Source organism: Streptomyces sp. NPDC096040 (genome assembly GCF_040303265.1).
Lineage (GTDB): Bacteria > Actinomycetota > Actinomycetes > Streptomycetales > Streptomycetaceae > Streptomyces.
Genome location: NZ_JBEOTA010000048.1, coordinates 20,663 through 42,349, shown reverse-complemented (window position 1 = coordinate 42,349; position 21,687 = coordinate 20,663). Strand labels below are relative to the sequence as shown.

The window sequence follows — 21,687 nt, the reverse complement described above, 5'->3', positions numbered from 1 at the left end:
CATGCACTGGCACCGCTGGCGCACCCGCCACCAAGTCCGAGCCCGAACCAGCCACTACCGCACCCGCGCTGCCCGCGCTCACTCACCGTGAAACCACCGGCTGTAGTACTAGGTGTTGCGGGACATGACGTTGGTGACGTGCACGGGCCTCGCATCTCGCGGCTGACGCTTACGACGGCGCGGTCACGTGGCCCGAAGGTCACTGCTGATGTGCGCTTTGGGCTTGCTCGACTTCGTCGAGATGGGATTCACCCCATACCAGGAGGGGTTGTAGTGCCTGCCTGAGCGATCGCCCGAGGTCGGTGAGTTCGTATTCGACGTGTGGAGGGACGACCGGATAGACGGTGCGGGTCAGCAGGCCATTGCTCTCCAGCGAGCGGAGGTGCTGGGTGAGGACCTTGGGGGTGATTCCGACGACGGCTCGCTGCAGTGCGCTGTAGCGAGCCGTCCCCTCGGACAGCACGCACAGGATCGACAGCATCCACTTGTCGGCGATCAGGTCGAAGACCCGACGGGTCGTGCAGCCTTGCTCCAACTGCATCGTGGCGGCGCTGCCGGTGGCCTTGGCAACGCCTCGCGGTGAGATGACACTATCCATTTAGATAGTATGGCACTTTGTTGTGCATACTTCCCGGCCGGTGCTGTACTCCAGAGACTGGATGTGTGACTACATCGGAATCTGTGGATGCGCCTGTCCGCCGGACGGCGAAAGGCTCCGGGGCGGTACTGGCCATCCTGTGCACCGCTCAGGCCCTCGACATCATGAATCTCTCGTCGGTCAACATGGCGTTGCCCGAGATGGCGCGGGACTGGAACGCCTCCCCCGAGCAGCTCTCCTGGGTGGTGTCGGCCTACTCCTTGATGTTCGCCGGTTTCCTGATGGTGGCCGGGCGAGCCGCTGACTTGTACGGGCGACGCCGGGCTCTGCTGTGCGGAATGGTGTTGTTCGCAGCCGCGTCCGCGGTGGTGTGGTCCTCCCACTCGCTGCTGCTCGCCGTAGCGGCCCGTGCGGTTCAGGGGGCTGGTGCGGCGGTGACGGTCTCGGCCGCGCTCGGGCTGATCGGTGCTCTGTGGGGTGAGGAACCAGGGCGGTCGCGGGCGCTGGGAGCGTTCGGTGCCATGGGCGGTGTGGGTCTCGCGTTCGGGCTGGTTGTCGGTGGCGCGCTGGTGGGGTCGATCGGGTGGCGGGCGATGTTCGCCATGAACGTCCTGGTGGTGGTCGCGCTCATCGCGGGTGTGCTCGTACTGATCCCCGCGGACACCCCTCAGGACCGCGCCCGCGGACACCTTGATCTTCCCGGTGCGGCGCTGGTGACCGTCGGTCTGTTGGGTCTCTCCTTCGCCTTGACCCAGCTCGGCAAGAACGTGGCCGATGGCGCGGGATGGGCGGTCGCAGCTGTTGCAGTGGCCTTCCTGGCCGGCTTCGTGGTCTGGCAGCGCCGGGCGGCCCAGCCGCTGGTCCCTCCGACGGTGTGGAAGCGGCCGAACCTTGCCGCGGCCCTGGCGGTCGCCGTGTTCATGTACGCGGGATGGGTCGGGGTGAACTACTTCGCGGCGCTCCTGCTGCAGAACGTCCTCGGGTTCAGTCCGCTCACCACGGGTGTGGCCTTCCTGCCGCTGGCCATCGGCGGCACGCTCCTGCCGCTGGTCGCAGGGCGCCTGGTCCCACGGGTGGGTACGCGCCGACTCATGCTGTTCGGTCTGACCTGTTACACGATCGGCCTCGCCCTGTTCTCCCTGGTCGGCCCCGGAGCGAACTACTGGGCTGTCATCCTGCCGATCCTGGTCATCCTCATCATCGGTCTCTCACAGACCTTCGTGTCGGCGAACATCACCGCGCTGACCGGTGCGGGAACCGACGAGCAGGCACTGGCCGGCGCCATGTTCAACACCGCGCTCCAGGTCGGAGGCGGACTCGGCCTCGCGGTCCTGTCCACCATCGCTGCCACGGCCGGTGGCGACGTGCTGGCCGGTTACCGAGCAGCCTTCCTCACCGCCGCAGGCATCTCGCTCGCGGGGCTGCTCACCGCCGCGGCCGGTATCCGCAGCCCCCACAGCCTGAACGGCTGACAGGCGCAGCCGCTGGATGCCCGGCGGTGCAGGCACCGCAGAGGGCCGCGAAACCGCGAAGCGGATCGCGGCCCTCTTCCTCTGATCCGGAAAGACCATTCATGCATCACCGCAATTCACCCCTGTCCTTCGAAGGACGCAGACGCCTTGTGGAACGCTGCCAGACTCGTCCGATCGCGCACGTCGCCGCCGAAATGGGCATTTCCCGGGCGTGTGCGTCGAAGTGGGTGAACCGCTACCGCCGCTACGGCGAGCTCGGCTTGTACGACCGGTCCTCGGCCCCGCACGGTCAGCCGACGGCCACCCGGAACGAGGTGGTTGCCCGGATTGAGAGACTTCGGCGTACCCACAAATGGTCAGCAGCCAGGATCGCGTTCGAACTCACGAGCACCGGAACACCCATCAGTCGTCGGACCGTCACTCGGTACCTTGCTCAGCTCGGCCTGAACCGGAGGCGCTACATCGACCCGAACGGTGAGTCGAACCGGATACCCCAGCGGATCACCGCCCTGCGACCAGGGCACATGGTTCACGTGGACGTCAAGAAGGCCGGCCGCATCCCCGACGGCGGCGGCTGGCGCGCACATGGCCGAGGAAGCGACCAGGCCAAGGCGGCCGACCGGACCAGGAAGCGGAGCGAGCGGGGCGGCTACGTGTACCTGCACTCGGCCGTCGACGGCTACTCGCGCTTGGCCTACACCGAAGCATTGCCGAACGAGAAAGCCGTTACCGCCATCAGCTTCATGCACCGCGCACGGTCCTGGTTCGCGGCCCACGGGATCAACAAGATCGAGTGCGTCGTCACCGACAACGGCTCCTGCTACCGCGCCGATGCCTTCGCCAGATCCCTCCTGGGCTCCCACCATCAGCGGATCGCCCCGTATACGCCCCGGCACAACGGCAAAGTCGAGAGGTACAACCGCATCCTGGCCGAGGAGTTCCTCTACGCACGAACCTGGACATCAGAATAACAACGGGCAGACGCTCTCGCCGTCTGGAACATCCACTACAACTACCACCGGCCACACACCACCGCCGGGAACCAGCCGCCCGCCGCCCGGGTGCGCAACGGCGTCACCAACGTCATGGCCTCATACAACTAGGGCCCTGCCGACCGCCTGAGCCGCCCACCGGCGCCAGGGACTCAAGACATCATTGCCGCCCGGAAGCTACTATTCCGTTTGATCGCTGGTTCAGGGCCGGATCTTCACGCGCACTTCGCTGGAGATCCCGCATGGACTTCGAAATCCCCGAGGACGTCACCGCTCTCGATGACGAGGCCCTGGCCCAGGCCCTGGACGGGGCCCGCTCCGCCTTCGCCGCCCTGTCCGGGCAGGACGTCATCGACGGCGACGCCATGACCCGCATGCGCGCCCTGGCCGCGTGCGTCGAGGACATCCGTACCGAGCAGCAGACCCGTGTGGAGGCCGCCACCCAGGCCGCCGCCGAGATCGAGACCCTCGCCGCCCAGGTGCGCGGCGAGCAGGCCAACCCGGCCGCCCCCGCAGCCGCTCCGGAGGGCGAGCCGGCCGAGCCGACCGCCGCCGCCACCGAGCAGCCCCCGGCCGCCCCGGCCGCGCCCGAGCAGCCGGCCGCCCCCGAGACCGCCACCGCCTCCGCCGTCGTCGTCCCGACCCGCCCCGCCCTCAACCTGCGCGCCGTCCGCCGGGCGCAGCCGCGCGTCCTGCCGGAGGCCCCGCCGCCGGGAACCACCATCACCGCGGCCGTGGACGTCCCCGGCTACACCCCCGGCTCGGACCTGGTCTTCGATGACGTGGTCAGGGGCATCAACTCCCGCGCGACCGCCCTCAAGACCGCGGGCGGCGGCGTGGGCCAGGTCATCAGCTACCACCACCCGTACCCGGCCGACACGATCGTCACGGACTCCTCGTCGGCGCCCGAGGGCACCACGGTGGCCATGACCGCCTCCACCCAGTCCCGGCTGCCCCAGGGCGACCTGGTCGCCTCCGGTGGCTGGTGCGCCCCGTCCGAGACGCTCTACGAGCTGACGGACACGAGCTGCCCGGACATGCTGTGGGACGCCCCGGAAATCCAGCTCGCGCGCGGCGGCCTGCGCTACTACAAGCCGCTGTCCCTGGACGTGTCGGCCATGACCTGGGTGCACACCGAGGCGGACGACATCGCCGGCAACACCAAGCCGTGTTTCCGCATCCCCTGCCCGGACCCGGTGGAGGTCCGCTGTGACGCGGTCGGTGTCTGCCTGGAGGCCGGCATCCTGACCCAGCGTCATTTCCCGGAGCTGATCGCCTGGTACCTGCGCAACAGCATGGTGGCCCACGAGATCCGGCTGCGTCAGGTGCTGTTCCAGAAGGCACTGGCCACCGCCACCCCGGTGACCATCCCGGCGTCCATGGCCGCCGTCTCCGCCGTGTTCGGCGCCGTCGCGCTCCAGGCCGCCGACATGATCGAGCGTCACAGCCTGTGTGACTCCACCGCGCTGGAGGTCGTGTTCCCGTGGTGGAGCAAGAACATGTTCCTGGCGGACTTGGCGCGCCGTAACGGCTGCTGCCCCTCCGAGGTGAGCGCCCAGGACGTACAGGACCTGTTCTCGCCGCTCGGCGTGCGCATCCAGTGGGCCCGCGGCCTCTCGCCGGCCGTCCCCACCGACATCGGCGGCACGACCGCGGCCACCGACTGGCCGTCCACCATCCAGTTCCTGATGTACCCGGCCGGCTCCCTGGTCATCGGGCGCGGCGAGGACGTCAACCTGGGCGTCATCCACGACAGCACCAAGTTCTCCCGCAACGACTACACCGCGTTGTTCGCTGAGGAGTGCGTTGCACTTGTCGACCGCTCCGTCGACACCCGCCTCGTGACTGTCCCCGTCTGCGCCAGCGGCGAGACCGGCGCCCAGACCCTGGTCGCCTGCCCCACCGCCTGACCACTCGGCCCGAGACGGCGACGGGCCCGTGACCTGACACGGGCCCGTCGTCCCCCACCGAGGAGGTGAGGCAGTGCTACTTGACGTGCTTCCACGTCTTACGGGTGACGACCTGATGGACCGTCCCCTGGCTCACGTTGAACCGCCGGGCGAGCGCCCGCTGGCTCCAGTCGCCCGTGGCGTGCAGGGCTCGCATCTCGCACACGAGGGGTTCGGTGAGTTCGGCGTTCCCGTTGGTCTCGCCGCGCGCCTGCCGCTCCGCCTCGGTCATGTCCGCCATGTTCCGGGCGTGGTCGCCAAGGTAGAGGTGGCGGATGCTGATGCACCCCTCCTCGCCCTGGTGGCAGGTGTGGAGCACCTGGCGGTCGCCGGGGTCCTCCCCGGTGGCCTCGATCCACACGGCTCGGGAGGCGGGCACCGTCTCCCCGCGGTAGCGCACCGTGGGGCGGCTGTGATCGCACGGCGCCAGTACGCAGTCCGTGCCGCTGTAGCGGGCCGCGGCGGCGACCAGCGTCTGCAATTCGCCGTTCGAGCGGCGGCGCTTGTGAAGGTCGCCGTGCTTCCACTCGCGCAGCCAATGGGCGTTGCACTTGCCCTTAGCGCGGTGTGGCTCCGTGCAGCGCTCGCCTTCCTCAACGACCGTGCAGCGGCCGTCCGCTGGGGGCGGCTGATGGCGGCGGCGCTTCGGGCTCTCCGGGTCCTCGCCGCCGTGGCGACTGGACCACGTCCAGCACGTGTCGCACAGTCCGCTGGCCGTGTACTTCCTGACGGGCCGGGGGCACCAGCTCACCCGGCACTCTCTAGCCTGGCTCATGGCCGGACTCCTTCGGGTCTCAGTTCCAAGGGGTCATCGGTCAGGGGCGGCGGTGTTTGCGGCGCCGTCGCCCCACCCACCAGGTTCAACGTTCGAATCTCCGGTGCGGTTGCACCTGGTGGGGGTGAAAATGCCTGCTGGCCTGCGTCAATCCGTTGAGGGCATCCAGGGGACACCGCTCCCTCACGGCCTGCTCAACGCCGCGTGTTCGAATGTCATCGACGTCTCCGAGAGCCGCATCCACGAGCTGAACGGCGTGGAGTGGCTGGCGCTTGGCTGCTGCCCGGCGAGGGACTGGCCGGACCCGTGTGAGGACCCCGTGCCGGGTGCGCCCACGGAGAAGGAGTTCTGTCGCCCGGAGACCGAGGTGGCGACGCCCATCACGATCTACGCCGGGGCGGAGTGCTCGGCACCCGGGTTCAGCTACGAGGAGGCGCGCGCCCAGGCGCTGGCATCCCTCACGTTGGGGGAGCAGCACGGCCTGGAGGCCGGGTTCATGCGGACCAAGCTCACCCAGGACGCCGTGGACCTGACCCCGCCCGAGGGGCCGCTGTCCATCGCCCAGGGTGTGGCTGCGTTGGAGGGGTGCCTGGCCGAGAACTACGGCGGCGTGGGCACCATCCACGTCCCGGCTGGTGCGGCGGCGCTGCTCGGCTGCTGCAACCTCGTACGGGAGGACCCGGCCACGGGCATCCTGCGCACGCTCGTGGGCAACTGCATGGTGATTGGGGCCGGTTACAGCTACCTCAACCAGGGGCCGGGTGGTATCCCGGCGGACCCAGGCACGGCCTGGCTGTACATCACCGGGCCCGTGGTTATCCGGCGTGGCCCGGTCGACGTCATCCCGGACCGGGGCCGCGCCTCGGCCTCGGTGAACATCCGGAACAACGACCGCCGCGTGCTGGCCGAGCGCACCTACGTGGTGGGCACGACCTGTACGGCCTGTGCGGTGAACGTGAGGGTCTGCGAGTGAGCCAGCACATGATCGTGGTCAAGCCCGAGCGTTCCCACCTGGGGGCGTTCGCGCGGTGGGCGACCGCCCAGACGCCGAAGATCGGCACCGTGGGCCTGGGGGAGTTCGGCGTACCGGCGGACCTATTCGTCCAGGCCCCGGAGGAGGTCCTGGTGGGCGCCCTGGTGGACGGCCACCGCTACGTGTCTCCCGAGGAGGATGCAGCCCACGGGCGGCCCGAGCCCGGCCAGCACGACGACGGCCAGGAGCTGCTGGGCGTCGCCACCCCGGACGCGCTCACCGGGCCCGGGGACCCGGACGCGGACGCTGCGGCGATGGTGGCCGCCACCCCACCGGAGCTGATCGAGCGCGCCATGACGGCCGCTCTCGTCGCCACGGACCTGGCCGCTTCCAACGCCGCCGCAGGAGGGGACGACGGCGACCAGGCGCCGGACTTCGCGCCGCTGGAGGAGGCCCCCGCCGACGACGGCGACGACGGGGAGGAGCAGGCCGCCGGCGACGGCGGCCCCTTCGCGTGCGACCTGTGCCCCCGGGAGTTCACCACCGAGCGCGGCCGGGACAGCCACCGCCGCCAGGTCCACCGGGAGGACTGACGGATGCCCGTAACGCCCATTCCCTGCGGGCCGGACGGCGGCACCGGCACGCCCGGCGCTTGCTCCTGCTCGCCGTCCATCGCCTCCGCCCCGCTGTGCCGGGCGAACGGCTCCACCGTGCTCCTGGTCCTCCGGTCCGGTTGCGTGGACTGCTCCGCCACCCCGACCGACCCGGCCGTCATCGGGTGGGTGGACCCGCTCACCGGGGCGTTCACGCCCGGTGCCGCCCCGCCGGACGCCGGCCCCTGTTCCATGGGCTGCTCCTGCTCGCCGTCCATCGCCACCACGCCCCTGTGCCGCGCGGACGGCTCCACCGTTCTCCTGGTGGTACGCAACGACTGCGCGGACTGCGACACCCCCGCCCCGGACCCGGTCGTCGTCGGCTGGCTGGACCCGCTCACCGGCGTGTTCACCCCCGGGGCGGCCCCGCCGGACGCCGGCCTCTGCGACCCCGGCTGTGTGGACACCGTCTGCCGGCAACTGTGTGACGACACCGACGGCGACGGCCAGCCGGATGCCACCTACAGCGAGCTGTGGTGCATCAAGGCGGACGGCTCCGCCTCCCTCGTCCTCACCTACCAGGACGACCCCTCACAGCCGTACACGCCCGTGACACCGGTCGACTGCACGTATGGCTGCCCCGAGACCGAGACCGTCACCCTGTGCGACGCGTCCGGGCCGTTCCTGCGCCGCTTCACCTGGCTCGCCGGGGTGGGCACGTACGAGGACGTCGCCCTGGACGGCCAGACACCGCACGTCGTCAACGGCACCGTAGGGGTGTGCGCCGGCGACGGCGGCACCCCGGGCACGCCGTGCGCCGAGCAGACCACGCCGGCCGCCACACTCGGCCTGTGCCTGGCGGACGGCACGCCCATCGCGGTCATCCTCACCCGCGACTGCGACGGCACGGTCACCCAGGACGGATGGCTCAACCTCACCACCGGCACCTACAGCGCCGGCGCGCCGCCGGCCGGGGCCGCCGCGTGCGGAGACTCCCGCGCCTTCGAACTCGCCGGCCTGCTCTGTGACGTGGACCCCGCCACCGGCGACGTGCACGCCCTGGTCCTGGTCGAGTACGAATACAACCCGGACGGCAGCCTCGCCCACGTGCGGCTCGTAGACCCCGGCACCGGCACCACGTACACCCTGCAAGGGGAGCTGCGCTACTGCCCGGCCGGGACCGCCGAGGCCGCCGCCGACCTGGACCTCACCGTGCTGTGCGACGTCCAGGCAGACGGCACCGCGGTGCCGTTCGTGCGGGACTACCGGCGTGACGCCGTCACCGGCCAGATCAACGGGCACACGGACTACGGCCTGGACGGCACGCCGTACACCCCGACCGGCACCGCAGGCGTCTGCTCCCCGGAGGCGGAGCCGTGCCGCGCCACGAGCACGCTCCTGCTGTGCGACCTGCCCACCGACGGGTCACCGACCGCGACCCTGACGGACACCCCCGGTGCGCCGTACTACCCGTACACCACGGGCGTGGCCACGCCAGGGGCGCAAACGCTATGGGACGGCGGAACCCTGACGCTCCCGGCCGCGGCAGGCCCACAGCCGGGCACGCGCGGCACCGTGAGCACCGCCGCGGCGATCCTCCAAGCCCCGCGGCCGGTCTGTGACGCCGGCACCGCGCACGTGACGGTGCAGGTCGACGTCACCCAGCTCGGTCCCGATAACGGCTGCCGTTCCACCGGGTTCCTCGGCCTCTACAAGGGCCCCGGCGACGCCAACCGGGTAGCCCTCGCGCTCGCCCCGCCCGACACCCCCGCCGGGTGGGCCGGGACGCTCACCGCCGAAGCCGACGTCCCGGCCGCCGACCTCGCCGCCGGGAACATCGCCGTCCTGGTGGCGTTCGACGCCTACGACGACAGCGGCGCCATCTGCCCGCCGCCGCGCCACACCGGGTGGCAGCTGTCCCAGTTCGACGCCACCGTGACCTACGACCAGACCGGATGCGCCACCCAGTTCCTCCGCAACATCACCACCGACTGCGAGACCGGCGCCGTCACCGCCGTCACGGACACCACGCTGGACGGGCAGCCGTACACGGTCACCGGTCAGGCGGCCCAGTGCACCGCGGCCGGAGGCGGCGCCTGCTGCCCCGAGCAGCCGTGCCCGGCGCAGACCGTCATCGAGGCGTGCCGCTGCGATGACACCGACGCGGACGGCCTTCCCGACGTCGGCTATGTGGAGCTGCTCGCCGTCGACTGCGCCGGAACCGTCACCAGCCTCGGCACCTACACCGACGGCCTCACCGGTCCGTACGCGCCCGTCTCGCCGGTGGACTGCAACACCCTGGGCGACGAGGAAGGCGCAGAGCCGACGTTCGGCGCCCAGGCCCACCGCGTGGAACTCACCGGTGCCGCCACCTGGAGCGCCGCGGCGTGGCCGACCCTCCAGTCCGTTACCGCAGTCGCGTTCGGAGGGAGCGGCACTATCACCACCGCTGACGGCTCCTCAACCCTGCACCAGGGCGAGGCCGCCACCTGGAGCATCGCGCGGGATGAGGACGCCCGCCTCACCGGACCGCTCGTCATCGCAGCGAGCACCGGCACCGTGACCGTCACCTTCACCACCGGAGAGCAACTGTGAGTGGATGCTGCGGGCAGGGGCCCGTCATCGTTAGCCAGGCCGCGGCACCGACCGCCCGCGTGGACGTGGAGCCGCTGCTCCTGTGTGATGTGCTCCCGGACGGCACGATCGCCGGCCTCGCGCAGGTGGAGTCCGTCTACGACGCGAACACCGGCGCCCGGCTGAGGACGCGCATCGTCGACCCGACCACCGGGGCGACCTACACCCCCACCGGCACGCTCGGCCTGTGCTTGCCGCCGGCTGACGAGTGCGGCCGGCAGATCACCCAGGTGACCCGCTGCGACGACACCACCGGTGACGGCATCGGCGACACCGAGTATGTCGAGGTGTGGTCGCTGGACCCGTGCGATGGCGGCGCGCCCCAGTTGGTGGGCACCTACCTCGCCGGGGACTTCACGAGCCCTTACACGCCGACCGCGCCCGCCGACTGCCCCACCCAGATGCCGGACACCCCGGTCGTCCTGGGCAGCGTCTGCTACGACGACGGCGCCGGCGGCACCGGCACGGCGGCCGTCCTCAAGTGCGCCGCCTGCGGGGACCCGGCCATCACGTACCTCGATCTCGCCACCGGCGCCGTCCTGACGGCCCCGGCCATGGTGCCGTGCCCGGCTGCCGCGGACCGGACGACGCAACTCCTGTGCGACGTCCAGGCCGATGGCACCTCCTCCCCGTTCCTGCGCACGTTCACCACCGACGACAACGGCACCACGGCGGCGGACACGCTCCTTGACGGCACCACGGCCTACACACCGACCGGCACCGTCAGCGTCTGCCTGCCGGTCAGCGACTGCGCCTCACCGACCACCCCGACCGCCACCATCGGCCTGTGCCTGCCGGACGGGACACCGATCGCCGTCACCGTCGTCCGCGACTGCGACGGCGTGGTCACCTCCGAGGGATGGATCAACCTCCAGACCGGCGCCTACAGCGCGGGTGCGCCGCCGGTCGGCACGGTCGCCTGCGGAAGCTCTCAGTCCGTGCAGGTCTCGGGCACGTTCTGCGACGTCCTGGCGGACGGCACGGTCGCCGGCCTGGTCCTGATCGAGTACAGCTACGCCGCGGACGGCACGATCGACAGCGTCCGCCTGGTCGACGCGACCACGGGTGCCACCTACACGCCGACCGGTACCGTCACCACCTGCCCGGCCGGGGTCGAGCAGCCGGAACAGGACGTCGTCCAGCTCTGCGACACAGCCGCGGACGGCACCGTCACCGCGATGGTCCGGGACTACCGGCGGGACGAGACCGGCGCCATCGTCGGGCACTCGGACTACCTCCTGGACGGCACCCCGTACGTGCCGACAGGCACCGTGGGGGACTGCCAGCCCGACCCACAGCCGGAGCGGGACCTAGTCGTCCTGTGCGACGTCCAGGCGAACGGCAGCGTGACGATGTTCCTGCGCGACTACGCCCGGGATGCGGCCGGCACCGTCACCGGCCACGCGGACTACACCCTCGACGGCTCCACCCCGTACGCGCCGACCGGAACTGTCGGCGTCTGCGTCCCCCCGTGCACCGAGCAGACCGCGCAGCTCCTGTGCGACTCGGCCGTCACGTTCGACCCGACGACCGTCACGCTGCGCGCCGCCGACCCGGACGACACGTCCGCCAACACCCAGTACCCGGGACATATGTGGCAGGACGCGGCCCCGGCCGCCGTGCAACTCGTCCTCGACGGCGGCTCGGCCTCCTGGGGCAACACGGCCGGCCTGGACAACACGAGCGACATCTTCGTGTGGGGAGCCTTCGGCTTCACCCTGCCGGACTGCGTGCCCTGCGGCTCGTACGAGGACATGGGCGACGTCACCCTGAACATGCACGTCACGGTCCGCAACGACGGGCCGAACCCGGGCGTGGCAGCCGATGGCGTGTTCGCCCTGTTCAACGGCAGCACGTGGATCGGCCAGCAGGCCGTGAACGCAAACCTCCCGGTCGGCGGCACACAGACCCTCACCTTCACGCCGACCGTCCATGCCATCGCCGACCTGCCCAACGTGATCGCCGTCCTGGCGCTTGAGATCAAGCAGGGCGCCAACACCGAGAAGACGTGGACCGTCTCCGGCCTCACGTACTCCCTGACCCCTGTCGCGGGCAGCGGCAGCGGCACGGCAGGCTGCGGCGAGCAGTTCGTACGCACCTTCCTGCGGGACTGCACCACCGGCGAACTCGTCGCCACGGTCGACGCCGGCCTCGACGGCCAGCCGTACACGCCGACCGGTGACGTGGCCGTATGCCAGTCCGACACCCCGTGCGGAGCGGGTGAGACGTCCTGCCAGGACGGCATGACCCTGTCCCTGTGCGACGTCGCCGCGAACGGGACCAGCACCCCGTTCCTGCGCCACCTCGCCTATGACTGCACCGGCACGGTCACCGGCACCACGGACACGGCCCTTGACGGCACCACGCCCTACACCCCGGCCGGCACGGTCGGCGTGTGCGACCCGGCGGCCCCGGCCGCCGTCGACGTCGAGACGATCCCGCTGTGCGTGGTCGACAACGCGACCGGCAACGTCATCCAGTACGTACGCGAAGAGGTCGTTTACGACGACACCGGAGCCCGGACGGCAACCCGCTACGTCGACGCTGCCACCGGCGCCCCCGTAGCCCTTCCCGGCGGCGCCCATCTCGGCGTGTGCCCGGCCCCGGACACCTGCACCAAGCAGGTCATCGAACGGTGCAGCTGTGACGACATCGACGGGGACGGCGTCGGTGACGTGACGTACACCGAGCTGTGGGCCGTCGACCCCTGCGGCGGTGACGCGCCGGTCCTCCTCGGCACGTACGAGGACGGTGACCTGACGGCCCCGTACACGCCGGTCTCGCCCGTCGAGTGCACCACCGCCGACGTCCTGCCGGGGCCGCTGAGCACGGGCGTCCGCAACGTCACCGGTACCGCGGCGCAGGACATCGCCGCGGCGTTCCCCGGCGTGCAGAGCGTCACCGTGACCGTCGTGAGCGGCAGCGTCCTCGCCACCATGAGCGACGGCGCGGGCGTGGTGATGCCGGCGGGGGTGACCATGACGTGGTCGGTCGCGCAGGACAGCGACACGGCTCTCGCGGCTGCCTCGTTCGCCGGGGCCACCGCCGCCGCGAACTACCTCCTCAACTGGACTTGGAAGTGAGGCGCTCCGTGACCACACCACCCACCGACACCGACAAGGCTCCAGCCCCGAACCCGCGCTACTTCGCCCGCGACGGCGAAGGGGTGCAGGTCGTCTACAACCTGCGCGACGCCACCCCGTACGCCGAGCTGGGCTATGAGGAGGTCGACGAGGCTGCCTACCTGGCGAGCTTGCCCGACCCCGCCGCCAGCCCGCTCCCGGCTCCTTCCGGCGGTGAGTGATGGCCGGAAGCTGCTGCGGTAGCGTCCGTGTCCTGCCACGCCTCGACCCGGCCGCCTGCAATGCCCTGGAACAGTCGGCGTCCGGGCTGCGGGTGCCGCGCACCGAGGTGGCCGGCATCGCCCCCGGAACAGCGGTCGGCACCGAGCGGTCCGTTGATGTGGACGTGACCGCCCCCGCGGCAGGCGCCTGCCCGGAGACATGGACGATCGGGGCGCGGCTCACGCCGGTCGGCGGGCAGACATCCGGCACTGTCGGCATTCAAGGCTCCCCTTTCGATACGTGGATTGCCGTCACTGGGGCGCAGTTGACGCTTCCGGAGGCTGGCCTCTATGAGGTGATCGCCGACGTGCAGGGCGGCGTGATCATGAATGGCAGCGTCTCCAACGCGTACCTCCAAGCCCGGCTTTTCGACGTCACCGCCAACGCGGTCATCCCGCTCACCACGCGGACCATCCTGCTCTTCGCGGCTACACCCTCCGCCAGCGTCCACACCCTCCATGCCACTGCGTCGGCCTCGGCGCTGTACCAGGTGGCAGGGCCGAGAACGATTCGAGTCGAGGGCCTGAAGCACCGCGACAGCGGCACCACCAGCGGAGAAGCCATCTGGGCACTGAATTTCCGGTTCAAGAAGGTGAGCGACTGATGGCGGGCGCATGCGGGCGTACGTACCGCATTGACCCGCGCCTGGACCCGGCCGGATGCAACGCCCTGACCCAGACCCCGGCCGGGCTGCTGGTGCCGTCCACGGCCCTGGCCGGCATCGCGCCGGGCGGCGCGGTGAGCACGGCCCGGTCGGTGGACATCGACGTCCAGGCCCCGGCCGCCGGGGCGTGCCCGGCGACATGGACGATCGGCGCCCGCATGACCCCGGTGTTCGCTGACGTCACTCCGGGGTTGGCCGACGCTCAGACCGTGGCCAATCTGGCGTGGGCGCCGGCCCCCACCACGCTCACCATCCCCGAGGCAGGTTGGTGGGAGTACACGCTGGAGGGCTACTCCACCATCACCGGCACGACGCCGTTCGCGGTCGCCCTGGACGTACGCGTGGTCAACGTGACGGCGAACCAAGACCTGACGATCCGCCGCGTGCAGTACCACAACATCAACGGCCCCACGAACGGGACCAACATGGCGTTGCAGAACGGGTTCTCCGTGACTGGCTTCGTCCTTGCGACCAGGCCCACCGTCCTACGGGCCGACGCCCGCCGCACGCACGTTGGGTTCAACGACTCCACTGCGGCCGGCGTCGGCTTCCAGCGACTCGGCGCCGTGAAGGTGAGCGACTGATGACCGGAACAGCAGCCAGTATCGACACCCGCGCCAGTGGCTTCGCCGTACTACCGGCAGGCGTCGACCTCACGTCGGCCGCCTCCGGTGCATGGGTCAACCTTGGGCTGTCCCTTGCGCTGCCCGCCCCCGGCACCTACCACCTCGACGCGGTCGTCCGGGGCAATCTCGGCAGGATGGGCACAGGCGAGAACGCGGTCGTCACCGCCCGACTGTGGGACGTTACCGCGGGCGTCATCGTGCCCGACAGTCAGGCCATCGTCGTACAGATCGCCGAGTTCGCCACGGGAGCCGCGACCGCTCTGCAGTGGAACGGCTCCGCCGCGATCAGCGTCGAGTACACGGCCACTTCACCGAGGACGATCCGGCTGGAAGTCGCCCGAACGGACATCGCGGGGACCACTGAGGTGGCCGGGATCGGTTCTGACACTCTCCAGCGCACCACCCTGCGGTACGCGCGCGTCGCGTAACCCCTCACCCCTCTCGGAGGTCTTCTCATGTCCGGTACCAGCGGCAGCGTTTCGGCGGCAGCGGCAGCCGATGCCGAGTACGAGATCCTGTGCGACGTGCAGGCCGACGGCTCCTCGACGCCGTTCCTGCGGCACTACACCACCAGCGGCACCGGCGCCCCGTCCGTGTCGGACACGGCGCTGGACGGCACCACGGCCTACGCGCCGACTGGCACCGTCGTACGCTGCGGCGCCTCACCCAATCCGCAGATCGACTCCACGGCACAGCGGCAGACCGGCGCCGGCAACGTCACCATCGCGGCCGGGGCGCGCTCGGTGACGCTGCTGGTGTTCGCCGGCTCGCCCACGGTGGCGATCGGCGGAGGGACGGCCGTCCCCTTCCCAGCGGGCAGCTCCGGCACGTGGTCGGTGGACCAGGGCGGGAAGAACGGCGAGAAACTCCAGGACGCTTTCGTGTTCACCGGGGTAGCGGGCTCGGATTTCATCGTCCTGTCCACGCGCGAGCTGTAACCGCGGCCGATGCCCACGAACGGCACCTACACACCGCCCTCGCCGCGCATCGAGCGCGCGACCGGGGTGACGGACGGCAGCGGGAACGTGACCTTCACCTGGCCCGCCGGCGCTTTCTCGGCCCCGCCCGTGGTGACGCACTCCATTGAGGCGGCGGCGGTCGGGGTGCGCACCGCGCGGATCACCGCCAACAGCGCGACCGCGACCACCTTCCAGGTGCTCGTCACGACCGGCGTGACCGTGCTCGGCATCAGCGTCCTGGGCCCCGGTGTCGCCGCGTCCGGGGTCACGGTGCACGCCCACGCCGTCGCCCCCTGACGGCCGCCCCTCGCGGCCTAGACTCGAACTGCACGTCGCTGGTTTAGGGCCGGACGAGACTCCTCCACCGGGAGCCCCCTCATGGCCAAGTGCTGCGGCGTCCAGCCGTGCAACTGCCGCGTCGTCGCTGGGACCGGGACCACGGTCACCGGGAACGGCTCCGCGGCCAACCCCTACACGATCAGCGCGGACGGCGCCGGTGCAACCGCGCTCTCCGTCCAGGACACCCCCACCGTCGATCTCACCCTCACGGGCACCGGCGCGGCCGGCGACCCCTACGAGGTGAGTGCCGCCGTCATCCTGGACCCCACCCCGCCCCAGGGCGGCACCAACCTCATCGGCAGCGGCCCCGAGGGCCTCTACGTGGAGTGCGCGGACGTACGCGGGTGCATCTCGGCAGGGGACGGGGCGAGCTACGACCCGGCCACCGGGGTGGTGGAGGCCCGCGTCTCGACGGACGCCGGGAACTCCGTCGCCTTCGGCAGCGACGGCGGCCTGTACGCCCCGCCCGCCAGCGGCGGCGCGCCCAGCGTCGTCACGGCCGGGGACACCAACACGGCGAACAACTCCGTCACTGGCACCGGTGCGGCCGGCGACCCGTACGTGGTCACCACCGACGTCATCGTGGACCCGGCCCCGCCCGCCGGGGGAACCAACCTGCTCAGCGCCGGGCCTGACGGCCTGTACGTGGAGTGCGCGGACGTGCGGCAGTGCTTCACGGCCGGCGACGGGGCGGCCTACGACCCGGCCACCGGGGAGATTTCGGCGCGGGTGTCCGCCGACGCGGGCAACACCACGACCATCGGCGCGGACGGCGGCCTCTACACCCCCGCCGGGGCGACGGCGCTCGAGGCAGCCGACACCCCCACGGTGGACGTGACCGTGACCGGCAGCGGCGCGACCGGTGACCCGTACCAGGTGGCCGCCGCCGTGATCCTGGACCCCACCCCGCCAGGCGGTGGCAGCAACCTCCTGCAGGAGAGCCCGGGCGGCCTGTTCGTGGAGTGCGCCGACGTGCGGCAGTGCTTCTCCGCCGGGGACGGGGCGGCCTACGACCCGGCCACCGGGGAGATCTCGGCGCGCCTGTCGACGGACGCGGGCAACACCGTGGCGTTCGGCTCGGATGGTGGCCTGTACGCGGCCGCAGGCAGTGGCACGCCCACGGCGCTCCAGGCCGGGGACACCAACACGGTGGACACCACCGTCACCGGCACCGGGACCGCGGCCGACCCGTACGTGGTCGAGGCGGATGCCATCGTGGCCCCGGAGCCGAACGGCCTGGAAGCGACCGCCACCGGCCTGCTCGTCGCCCCCTCCTCCGACGAGGGCAACCAGCTCAGCATCGGCGGCGACGGCAGGCTGTTCGTGCCGCCGGACCCGCCGCTGGAGGTCGGCTGCGGCCTCCAGGGCGACGGTACGGCTGCCTCGCCGCTGGCCGCGTTCCCCATCGCTGGCTCGCAGCCGTGGACGGCCGACTGGAGCTGTGACCCGGCCACGCAGTCCACCCTCAAGTGCGACCCGACCAGCGGCGCCCTGTGGACTCCGCCCGAGCACTACACGGCGGCTGACCACATCTACCAGGAGCACATGAACCCGGTGGTCTCCAACATCGGGGTGACCGGCGGGTGGCTGATCCTCCAGCCCGGAGGCACCCCGGCGGTCGTGGCGTTCGACGTCCCGGCCAACTTCCTCGGTAACCAGTGCCGCCTGTGGTCCTACACGTCCCACGTGCACGCGTCCATCGACGTCAGCGCCTCCTCGACGGCCACGTTCGAGCTGGGCTACGTGTACCAGGAGGACGGCGGCGCGCTCCAGGTGCGCCCGATCGAGGGTGTGCTGACAGCGTTCGGCGCGGCCCGCCGGGAGCGGTACGCCGGCAGCGTCTCGGAGTCCGGGTTCAACAAGCCGGCCGCCGGCACCCTGGCGCTGCACTACTTCGTAGCGGTCCGGGTCATCGCCGGGACGATCACTATCAACAGTTGGACGTCGGACGCGACGATCCACACCACCACCCAGGGCTGACGGAGGACCAGATGTCGCACTACTTTGCGTCTCCTGGCGGGGCGCTCGCCATCACCGGGGACGGGCCGATCGCTGCCGAGTCCCTGCCGGACACCTGGACCGAGATCACGGCCGAGGAGTACGAGACGAGGGCCGAGGCGGCCCGCCAGGCCGTGGACGAGGCCGCGGCGGAGTGGATCGCCAACGACGGCCAGGTGCCGCCTGACGGCGACGGGGACGGCTCGGAGCTGCCGGGCATTCCGCTGGTCGACCTGCGGGTCCATCTCGGCCTGGGCTGACCGCTTTCCCGCCTGCGGCCGGGCGCTCCGGGCCTGGCCGCAGCTATCCTTTCAACGTCGCTGGCTTAGGGCCGGACGCACATGTCGCTGGTTGAGGGCCGGACTCCTGTTCCTAGGAGGACCGGCATGTCTTGCCCGCTCATCGCGAACGCGGACACCATGCGAATCACCCGGGTCAACCAGTGCGGTAACCCCATCCCGGGCCCCGACAACGGCTATGTGTTCGACTGCTTTTCGAGCCTGGCCATGAACAACAACTCCGACGACGGCGACGACATCGAGTACAAGGCCGCCAACGGCCGCGTGTGCGGGTACCGCAAGGGGTGCCCGACTTTCCGGGGGTTCGACCTGGAGCTCAACGTCTTCAGTGTCTCCCCGGAGCTGATCGAGATCCTCACCGGCAACCCGGTGGTGCTCGGCTACGACGGCAAGCCGATCGGTTTCGACACCTGCTCCGTCAAGTGCGACACGGGTTTCGCGCTGGAGCTGTGGGCGGAAGTCCTGGGCGAGGCGTGTGTGGACGGCGCCACCGGTCAGTGGATCTACTTCCTGCTGCCCTGGGTCGCCAACGGCCTGCTCGGCGACCTGGAGATCGGCAGCGAGGCGGTCACCCTCCAGATCACCGGGTCCACCAAGACCGGCGGGAACTGGGGCGTCGGCCCGTACGACGTGGTCGCCGCCGACGCGTCCAACACCCCGGGGCCGCTGCTCACCCCGCTGGACGCCAACTGCCACCGCCGCACGTTCATCACGACCATCGCCCCGCCGGTGCCGTCGTGTGACTACGTGCCCGTGCCGGCCTGACCGGACGGCCTGCTGGCAGCCGCGCGGCTCCTCGTCGCGCGGCTGCCGCGTACCCAGGAAGGTGGTGGAGGCGTGCCCGTCCAGACGACGGCGTGCGAGCCATGGCCGCTCGCGCCGTGCTGTGACCTGCCAGACGACCAGGAGGCGGTGGAGCGGTGGCAGCGCGTGGCCACCCAGCTCCTGTGGCGGCTGTCCGGGCGACGCGTTGGGCTCTGCTCGGTCACCGTGAGACCTTGCAGGCAGGCGTGCCTGGAGTCCGCGCCGATCTCGTTCCAGGCCGGGGTGGGCACCGGCCCGTGGGTGCCGTACATCGGCATTGACGGCCAGTGGCGCAACGCCAGCACGTGCGGGTGCCGGCCCTCGGGCTGCTCCTGCTCGGAGCTGTGTGAGGTGAAGCTGGGCGGGCCCGTCCACGACGTGGTGCGGGTCAACGTGGACGGCCAGGACCTGGTGCCCGGCGTGGAGTACCGGGTGGACGCGCCGAGCCTGCTCGTCCGTCTGGGAGGGGAATGCTGGCCCAAGTGCCAGGAGATGGCCGAGCCCGAGGGCGCCCCGGGCACGTTCACCGTGACCTACCGGTGGGGGATCGAGCCGGACGAGTCGGCCATCGCCGCCGTCTCCGCCCTGTTCTGCCACCTGATCAAGGGGTGCGGTGGGGGCGGCTCCTGCGGCTGCAAGGCGAACAACAAGATCACCAGGCTCCAGCGCCAGGGCGTCGAGATGGAGATGCCGGACCCCACCGTCTTCTACAGCTCGGGCCTGACCGGCGTACCGGAGGCGGACATGTTCCTAATGACCGTCAATCCCGGCCGGCTGAGCCGGCCGTCCCGCGTGTACTCACCTGACTACAACCGGCCGAGGAAGACGACATGGCCCTGAACCTCAACGCCGTGCAGGACGCGGCGGAGGCCGTGCTGGGGTGCGTGTGCGCGGCTCTGCAGGAAGCGGCCGGCCAGGTGGACGGCCAGCCGGGATGCCCCTGCCGTACCTGCCTGGTGCCGGGCACCGTCGCCTGGGATTCCTGCGATGACCCGTGCAACGAGGCCCCGGCCGGCGGTGCGGGCGGCCAGCTCTCGGTCAACGTGGCCCGGCTGTTCCCGTCCACGGACTTCCCCACCGCGGACCGCACCCTGCCGCCTACCCAGGCCCGGGGCCGGCTGACCTGTGCCACGCCCCCGGCCATGGCGGTGGAGCTTGTGGTCACGCTGTTGCGTTGCGCCCCCACGTTCGATGAGGGCGGCTGTCCGCCCCCCTGTGACGCGCTGGGGGAGGCGGCGCGCATCCTGCACACGGACATGGTGGTCGTGCGTAACGCCCTGGAGTGCTGCCTGCCCGCCACGGGCGAGCAGCGGCGCGGCCGGGTGGTGTTCGTCGGGGAGGGCCGCACGGTCGGCCCGCAGGGTGGGTGCGTCGGTCTGGAGCAGCGCGTCACGGTGGCCCTGCCAGGCTGCGGCTGCCCGCAGGAGGGGACGCCATGAGCGTTGAGGTACGCATCGACCAGGGCGCCATCGCGCGGCTGCTGCGGGCCCGTGGCGGCCTGGCACGGCGCAAGCTGGAGCAGCGCGTGGACCGGGTGGCCCGCATCGCCGAGGCGGAGGCCCCGGGCAGCATGGGCGAGTACATCACCACCGACATTGAGGAGGGGCCGCGCGGCCTCCAGGGCGTCATCACCTGCCACCACCCCAAGGTGCGCCTGGTGCTGGACGGCACCCGCCCGCACCTGATCCGGCCGCGCCGCGCCAAGTTCCTGCGGTTCGAGGTTGGCGGCGACGTGGTGTTCACCAAGCTGGTGCGCCACCCCGGCACCCGCCCGAACCCGTTCATGCAGCGGGCGCTGCGCCTGGGCCGGTGAGCGGGTGCGGCTACCCTGATCCTCACGCCGACTGGTTGAGGGCCGGGCGAGGCACGGGAGACGAGGACACACCCCGTGAAGAAGAGTTTTTCCTTCAACACAGAGCCGCACGTGGCCGACGTCAACGGCACGGAACTCCGCTTCCAGGCCGAGGTGCTGGGGGACGAGTTCCTGGACGCGTTCACGGAGCTGCGCGACGCGCAGAAGGCAGCGCAGGGCATCGACCTGGACGACCTGTCGACGCTGGACCCGGCCGCGCTGCGCGGCGCCTCCCGCGGCCTGCGTGGCTTCCTCGCCCGGCTGATGCTCGCGGAGGACGCGGAGCGGTTCATGGCCGTGGAAGTGGTCAAGGACGGTGAGGTGCTGTCCGCCCACCAGGACTGGGACGAGGCGCAGCAGGCGGCGGACCAGGTGGCCGGCGCCCGCGTGAAGTGGACCATGCCCATGCCGGACCGCATCCTGGTCGCCCTCATGGAGTGGGTGACGGAGCTGTACGGGGGAGGTGCGGACGCCCGCCCTACTGGGTCGTCTGGCTGCTCTGCGAGAGCATTGCCGCGGGGTGGGAAGGGTGGAGCGGCGCGCTCGCGCTCGAAGGCGTAGACCCCCACGCGTGGCGGCTGCGCACGATGCTCGCCGCCGCCGAGGCATCCATGGACGCCGCCGCCCAGGACGACGGGGAACGCGCCCGCAACCGGGCCAAGCTGTACGCCCCGCCCAAGGAGGCGCAGCGCGCCGGAACTCGGGGTGGCCAGCCGGCCGCGCGGGGGATGAGCGTGGACCAGGCCCAGGCGCTCATGGCCGCCGTCGCCGCTGAAGACGCCCAGGTCGCTGGCGGCCGTAACGGATAACCTGGGA

Annotated in this window: 22 protein-coding genes and 1 pseudogene; 21 read left to right on the top strand and 2 right to left on the bottom strand. The window is 71.2% G+C overall.

Features of this window, described 5'->3' with window-relative positions; all coding sequences use genetic code 11:
* Positions 1 to 199: 199 nt before the first annotated feature.
* Positions 200 to 598: a winged helix-turn-helix transcriptional regulator gene (locus ABTY98_RS38845; protein ID WP_352225865.1), complete on the bottom strand. Its 399-nt coding sequence runs from the start codon at positions 596 to 598 to the stop codon at positions 200 to 202.
* Positions 599 to 663: 65 nt separating this feature from the next.
* Here ABTY98_RS38845 and ABTY98_RS38840 point away from each other — a divergent pair, with 65 nt between their 5' ends.
* From ABTY98_RS38840 to ABTY98_RS38830, 3 genes and pseudogenes are all read left to right on the top strand, one after another.
* Positions 664 to 2,070 (top strand): MFS transporter, encoded by a 1,407-nt coding sequence (locus ABTY98_RS38840; RefSeq protein ID WP_352225864.1) that lies wholly within the window; start codon positions 664 to 666, stop codon positions 2,068 to 2,070.
* Positions 2,071 to 2,171: 101 nt separating this feature from the next.
* A pseudogene (locus ABTY98_RS38835) lies at positions 2,172 to 3,173 on the top strand (IS481 family transposase).
* Positions 3,174 to 3,304: 131 nt separating this feature from the next.
* Entirely contained in the window at positions 3,305 to 4,972 is a 1,668-nt protein-coding gene (locus ABTY98_RS38830) for a major capsid protein (protein ID WP_352225863.1), read from the top strand.
* Positions 4,973 to 5,048: 76 nt separating this feature from the next.
* Here the strand turns inward: ABTY98_RS38830 and ABTY98_RS38825 are convergent, their stop codons facing one another.
* On the bottom strand, positions 5,049 to 5,786 hold the full coding sequence (locus ABTY98_RS38825) for a hypothetical protein (protein WP_352225862.1): 738 nt from the start codon (positions 5,784 to 5,786) through the stop codon (positions 5,049 to 5,051).
* A gap of 130 nt (positions 5,787 to 5,916) precedes the next feature.
* Here ABTY98_RS38825 and ABTY98_RS38820 point away from each other — a divergent pair, with 130 nt between their 5' ends.
* From ABTY98_RS38820 to ABTY98_RS38735, 18 genes are all read left to right on the top strand, one after another.
* Positions 5,917 to 6,759: a cupin gene (locus ABTY98_RS38820; protein WP_352225861.1), complete on the top strand. Its 843-nt coding sequence runs from the start codon at positions 5,917 to 5,919 to the stop codon at positions 6,757 to 6,759.
* On the top strand, positions 6,756 to 7,352 hold the full coding sequence (locus tag ABTY98_RS38815) for a hypothetical protein (RefSeq protein WP_352225860.1): 597 nt from the start codon (positions 6,756 to 6,758) through the stop codon (positions 7,350 to 7,352). Before ABTY98_RS38820 ends, ABTY98_RS38815 begins: the two co-directional genes overlap by 4 nt.
* A 3-nt stretch (positions 7,353 to 7,355) precedes the next feature.
* Positions 7,356 to 9,947: a hypothetical protein gene (locus ABTY98_RS38810; protein ID WP_352225859.1), complete on the top strand. Its 2,592-nt coding sequence runs from the start codon at positions 7,356 to 7,358 to the stop codon at positions 9,945 to 9,947.
* Positions 9,948 to 10,006: 59 nt separating this feature from the next.
* Positions 10,007 to 13,069, top strand: a complete 3,063-nt coding sequence (locus ABTY98_RS38805) for a hypothetical protein (RefSeq protein WP_352225858.1) — start codon at positions 10,007 to 10,009, stop codon at positions 13,067 to 13,069.
* 8 nt (positions 13,070 to 13,077) lie between these two features.
* Entirely contained in the window at positions 13,078 to 13,290 is a 213-nt protein-coding gene (locus ABTY98_RS38800) for a hypothetical protein (RefSeq protein ID WP_352225857.1), read from the top strand.
* A gap of 92 nt (positions 13,291 to 13,382) precedes the next feature.
* Complete coding sequence (locus ABTY98_RS38795) at positions 13,383 to 13,934, top strand: hypothetical protein (RefSeq protein ID WP_352225856.1); 552 nt, start codon at positions 13,383 to 13,385, stop codon at positions 13,932 to 13,934.
* The gene (locus ABTY98_RS38790; RefSeq protein ID WP_352225855.1) at positions 13,934 to 14,578 is read left to right on the top strand and encodes a hypothetical protein; all 645 of its coding nucleotides are present in this window, start codon (positions 13,934 to 13,936) and stop codon (positions 14,576 to 14,578) included. The genes ABTY98_RS38795 and ABTY98_RS38790 overlap by 1 nt, the downstream gene beginning before the upstream one ends.
* On the top strand, positions 14,578 to 15,048 hold the full coding sequence (locus ABTY98_RS38785) for a hypothetical protein (protein ID WP_352225854.1): 471 nt from the start codon (positions 14,578 to 14,580) through the stop codon (positions 15,046 to 15,048). The genes ABTY98_RS38790 and ABTY98_RS38785 overlap by 1 nt, the downstream gene beginning before the upstream one ends.
* Positions 15,049 to 15,075: 27 nt before the next feature.
* Positions 15,076 to 15,558, top strand: coding sequence for a hypothetical protein (locus ABTY98_RS38780; protein WP_352225853.1), 483 nt, complete (start codon positions 15,076 to 15,078; stop codon positions 15,556 to 15,558).
* A gap of 9 nt (positions 15,559 to 15,567) precedes the next feature.
* Positions 15,568 to 15,876, top strand: a complete 309-nt coding sequence (locus tag ABTY98_RS38775; RefSeq protein WP_097287014.1) for a hypothetical protein — start codon at positions 15,568 to 15,570, stop codon at positions 15,874 to 15,876.
* Positions 15,877 to 15,957: 81 nt separating this feature from the next.
* Positions 15,958 to 17,898 carry a hypothetical protein gene (locus ABTY98_RS38770; protein WP_352225852.1) on the top strand — a complete coding sequence of 647 codons (1,941 nt, stop codon included), beginning with the start codon at positions 15,958 to 15,960 and terminating at the stop codon, positions 17,896 to 17,898.
* 11 nt (positions 17,899 to 17,909) lie between these two features.
* Complete coding sequence (locus tag ABTY98_RS38765) at positions 17,910 to 18,176, top strand: hypothetical protein (protein ID WP_352225851.1); 267 nt, start codon at positions 17,910 to 17,912, stop codon at positions 18,174 to 18,176.
* A gap of 126 nt (positions 18,177 to 18,302) precedes the next feature.
* Positions 18,303 to 18,980: a hypothetical protein gene (locus tag ABTY98_RS38760; protein WP_352225850.1), complete on the top strand. Its 678-nt coding sequence runs from the start codon at positions 18,303 to 18,305 to the stop codon at positions 18,978 to 18,980.
* Between the two features lie 72 nt (positions 18,981 to 19,052).
* Positions 19,053 to 19,859, top strand: a complete 807-nt coding sequence (locus ABTY98_RS38755) for a hypothetical protein (RefSeq protein WP_352225849.1) — start codon at positions 19,053 to 19,055, stop codon at positions 19,857 to 19,859.
* Complete coding sequence (locus tag ABTY98_RS38750; RefSeq protein ID WP_352225848.1) at positions 19,850 to 20,458, top strand: hypothetical protein; 609 nt, start codon at positions 19,850 to 19,852, stop codon at positions 20,456 to 20,458. The genes ABTY98_RS38755 and ABTY98_RS38750 overlap by 10 nt, the downstream gene beginning before the upstream one ends.
* Entirely contained in the window at positions 20,455 to 20,832 is a 378-nt protein-coding gene (locus ABTY98_RS38745) for a hypothetical protein (RefSeq protein ID WP_352225847.1), read from the top strand. Before ABTY98_RS38750 ends, ABTY98_RS38745 begins: the two co-directional genes overlap by 4 nt.
* Before the next feature lie 75 nt (positions 20,833 to 20,907).
* Positions 20,908 to 21,432, top strand: coding sequence for a hypothetical protein (locus tag ABTY98_RS38740; protein ID WP_352225846.1), 525 nt, complete (start codon positions 20,908 to 20,910; stop codon positions 21,430 to 21,432).
* A gap of 26 nt (positions 21,433 to 21,458) precedes the next feature.
* Positions 21,459 to 21,680, top strand: coding sequence for a hypothetical protein (locus ABTY98_RS38735; RefSeq protein WP_352225845.1), 222 nt, complete (start codon positions 21,459 to 21,461; stop codon positions 21,678 to 21,680).
* The last annotated feature ends 7 nt before the right edge of the window (positions 21,681 to 21,687 follow it).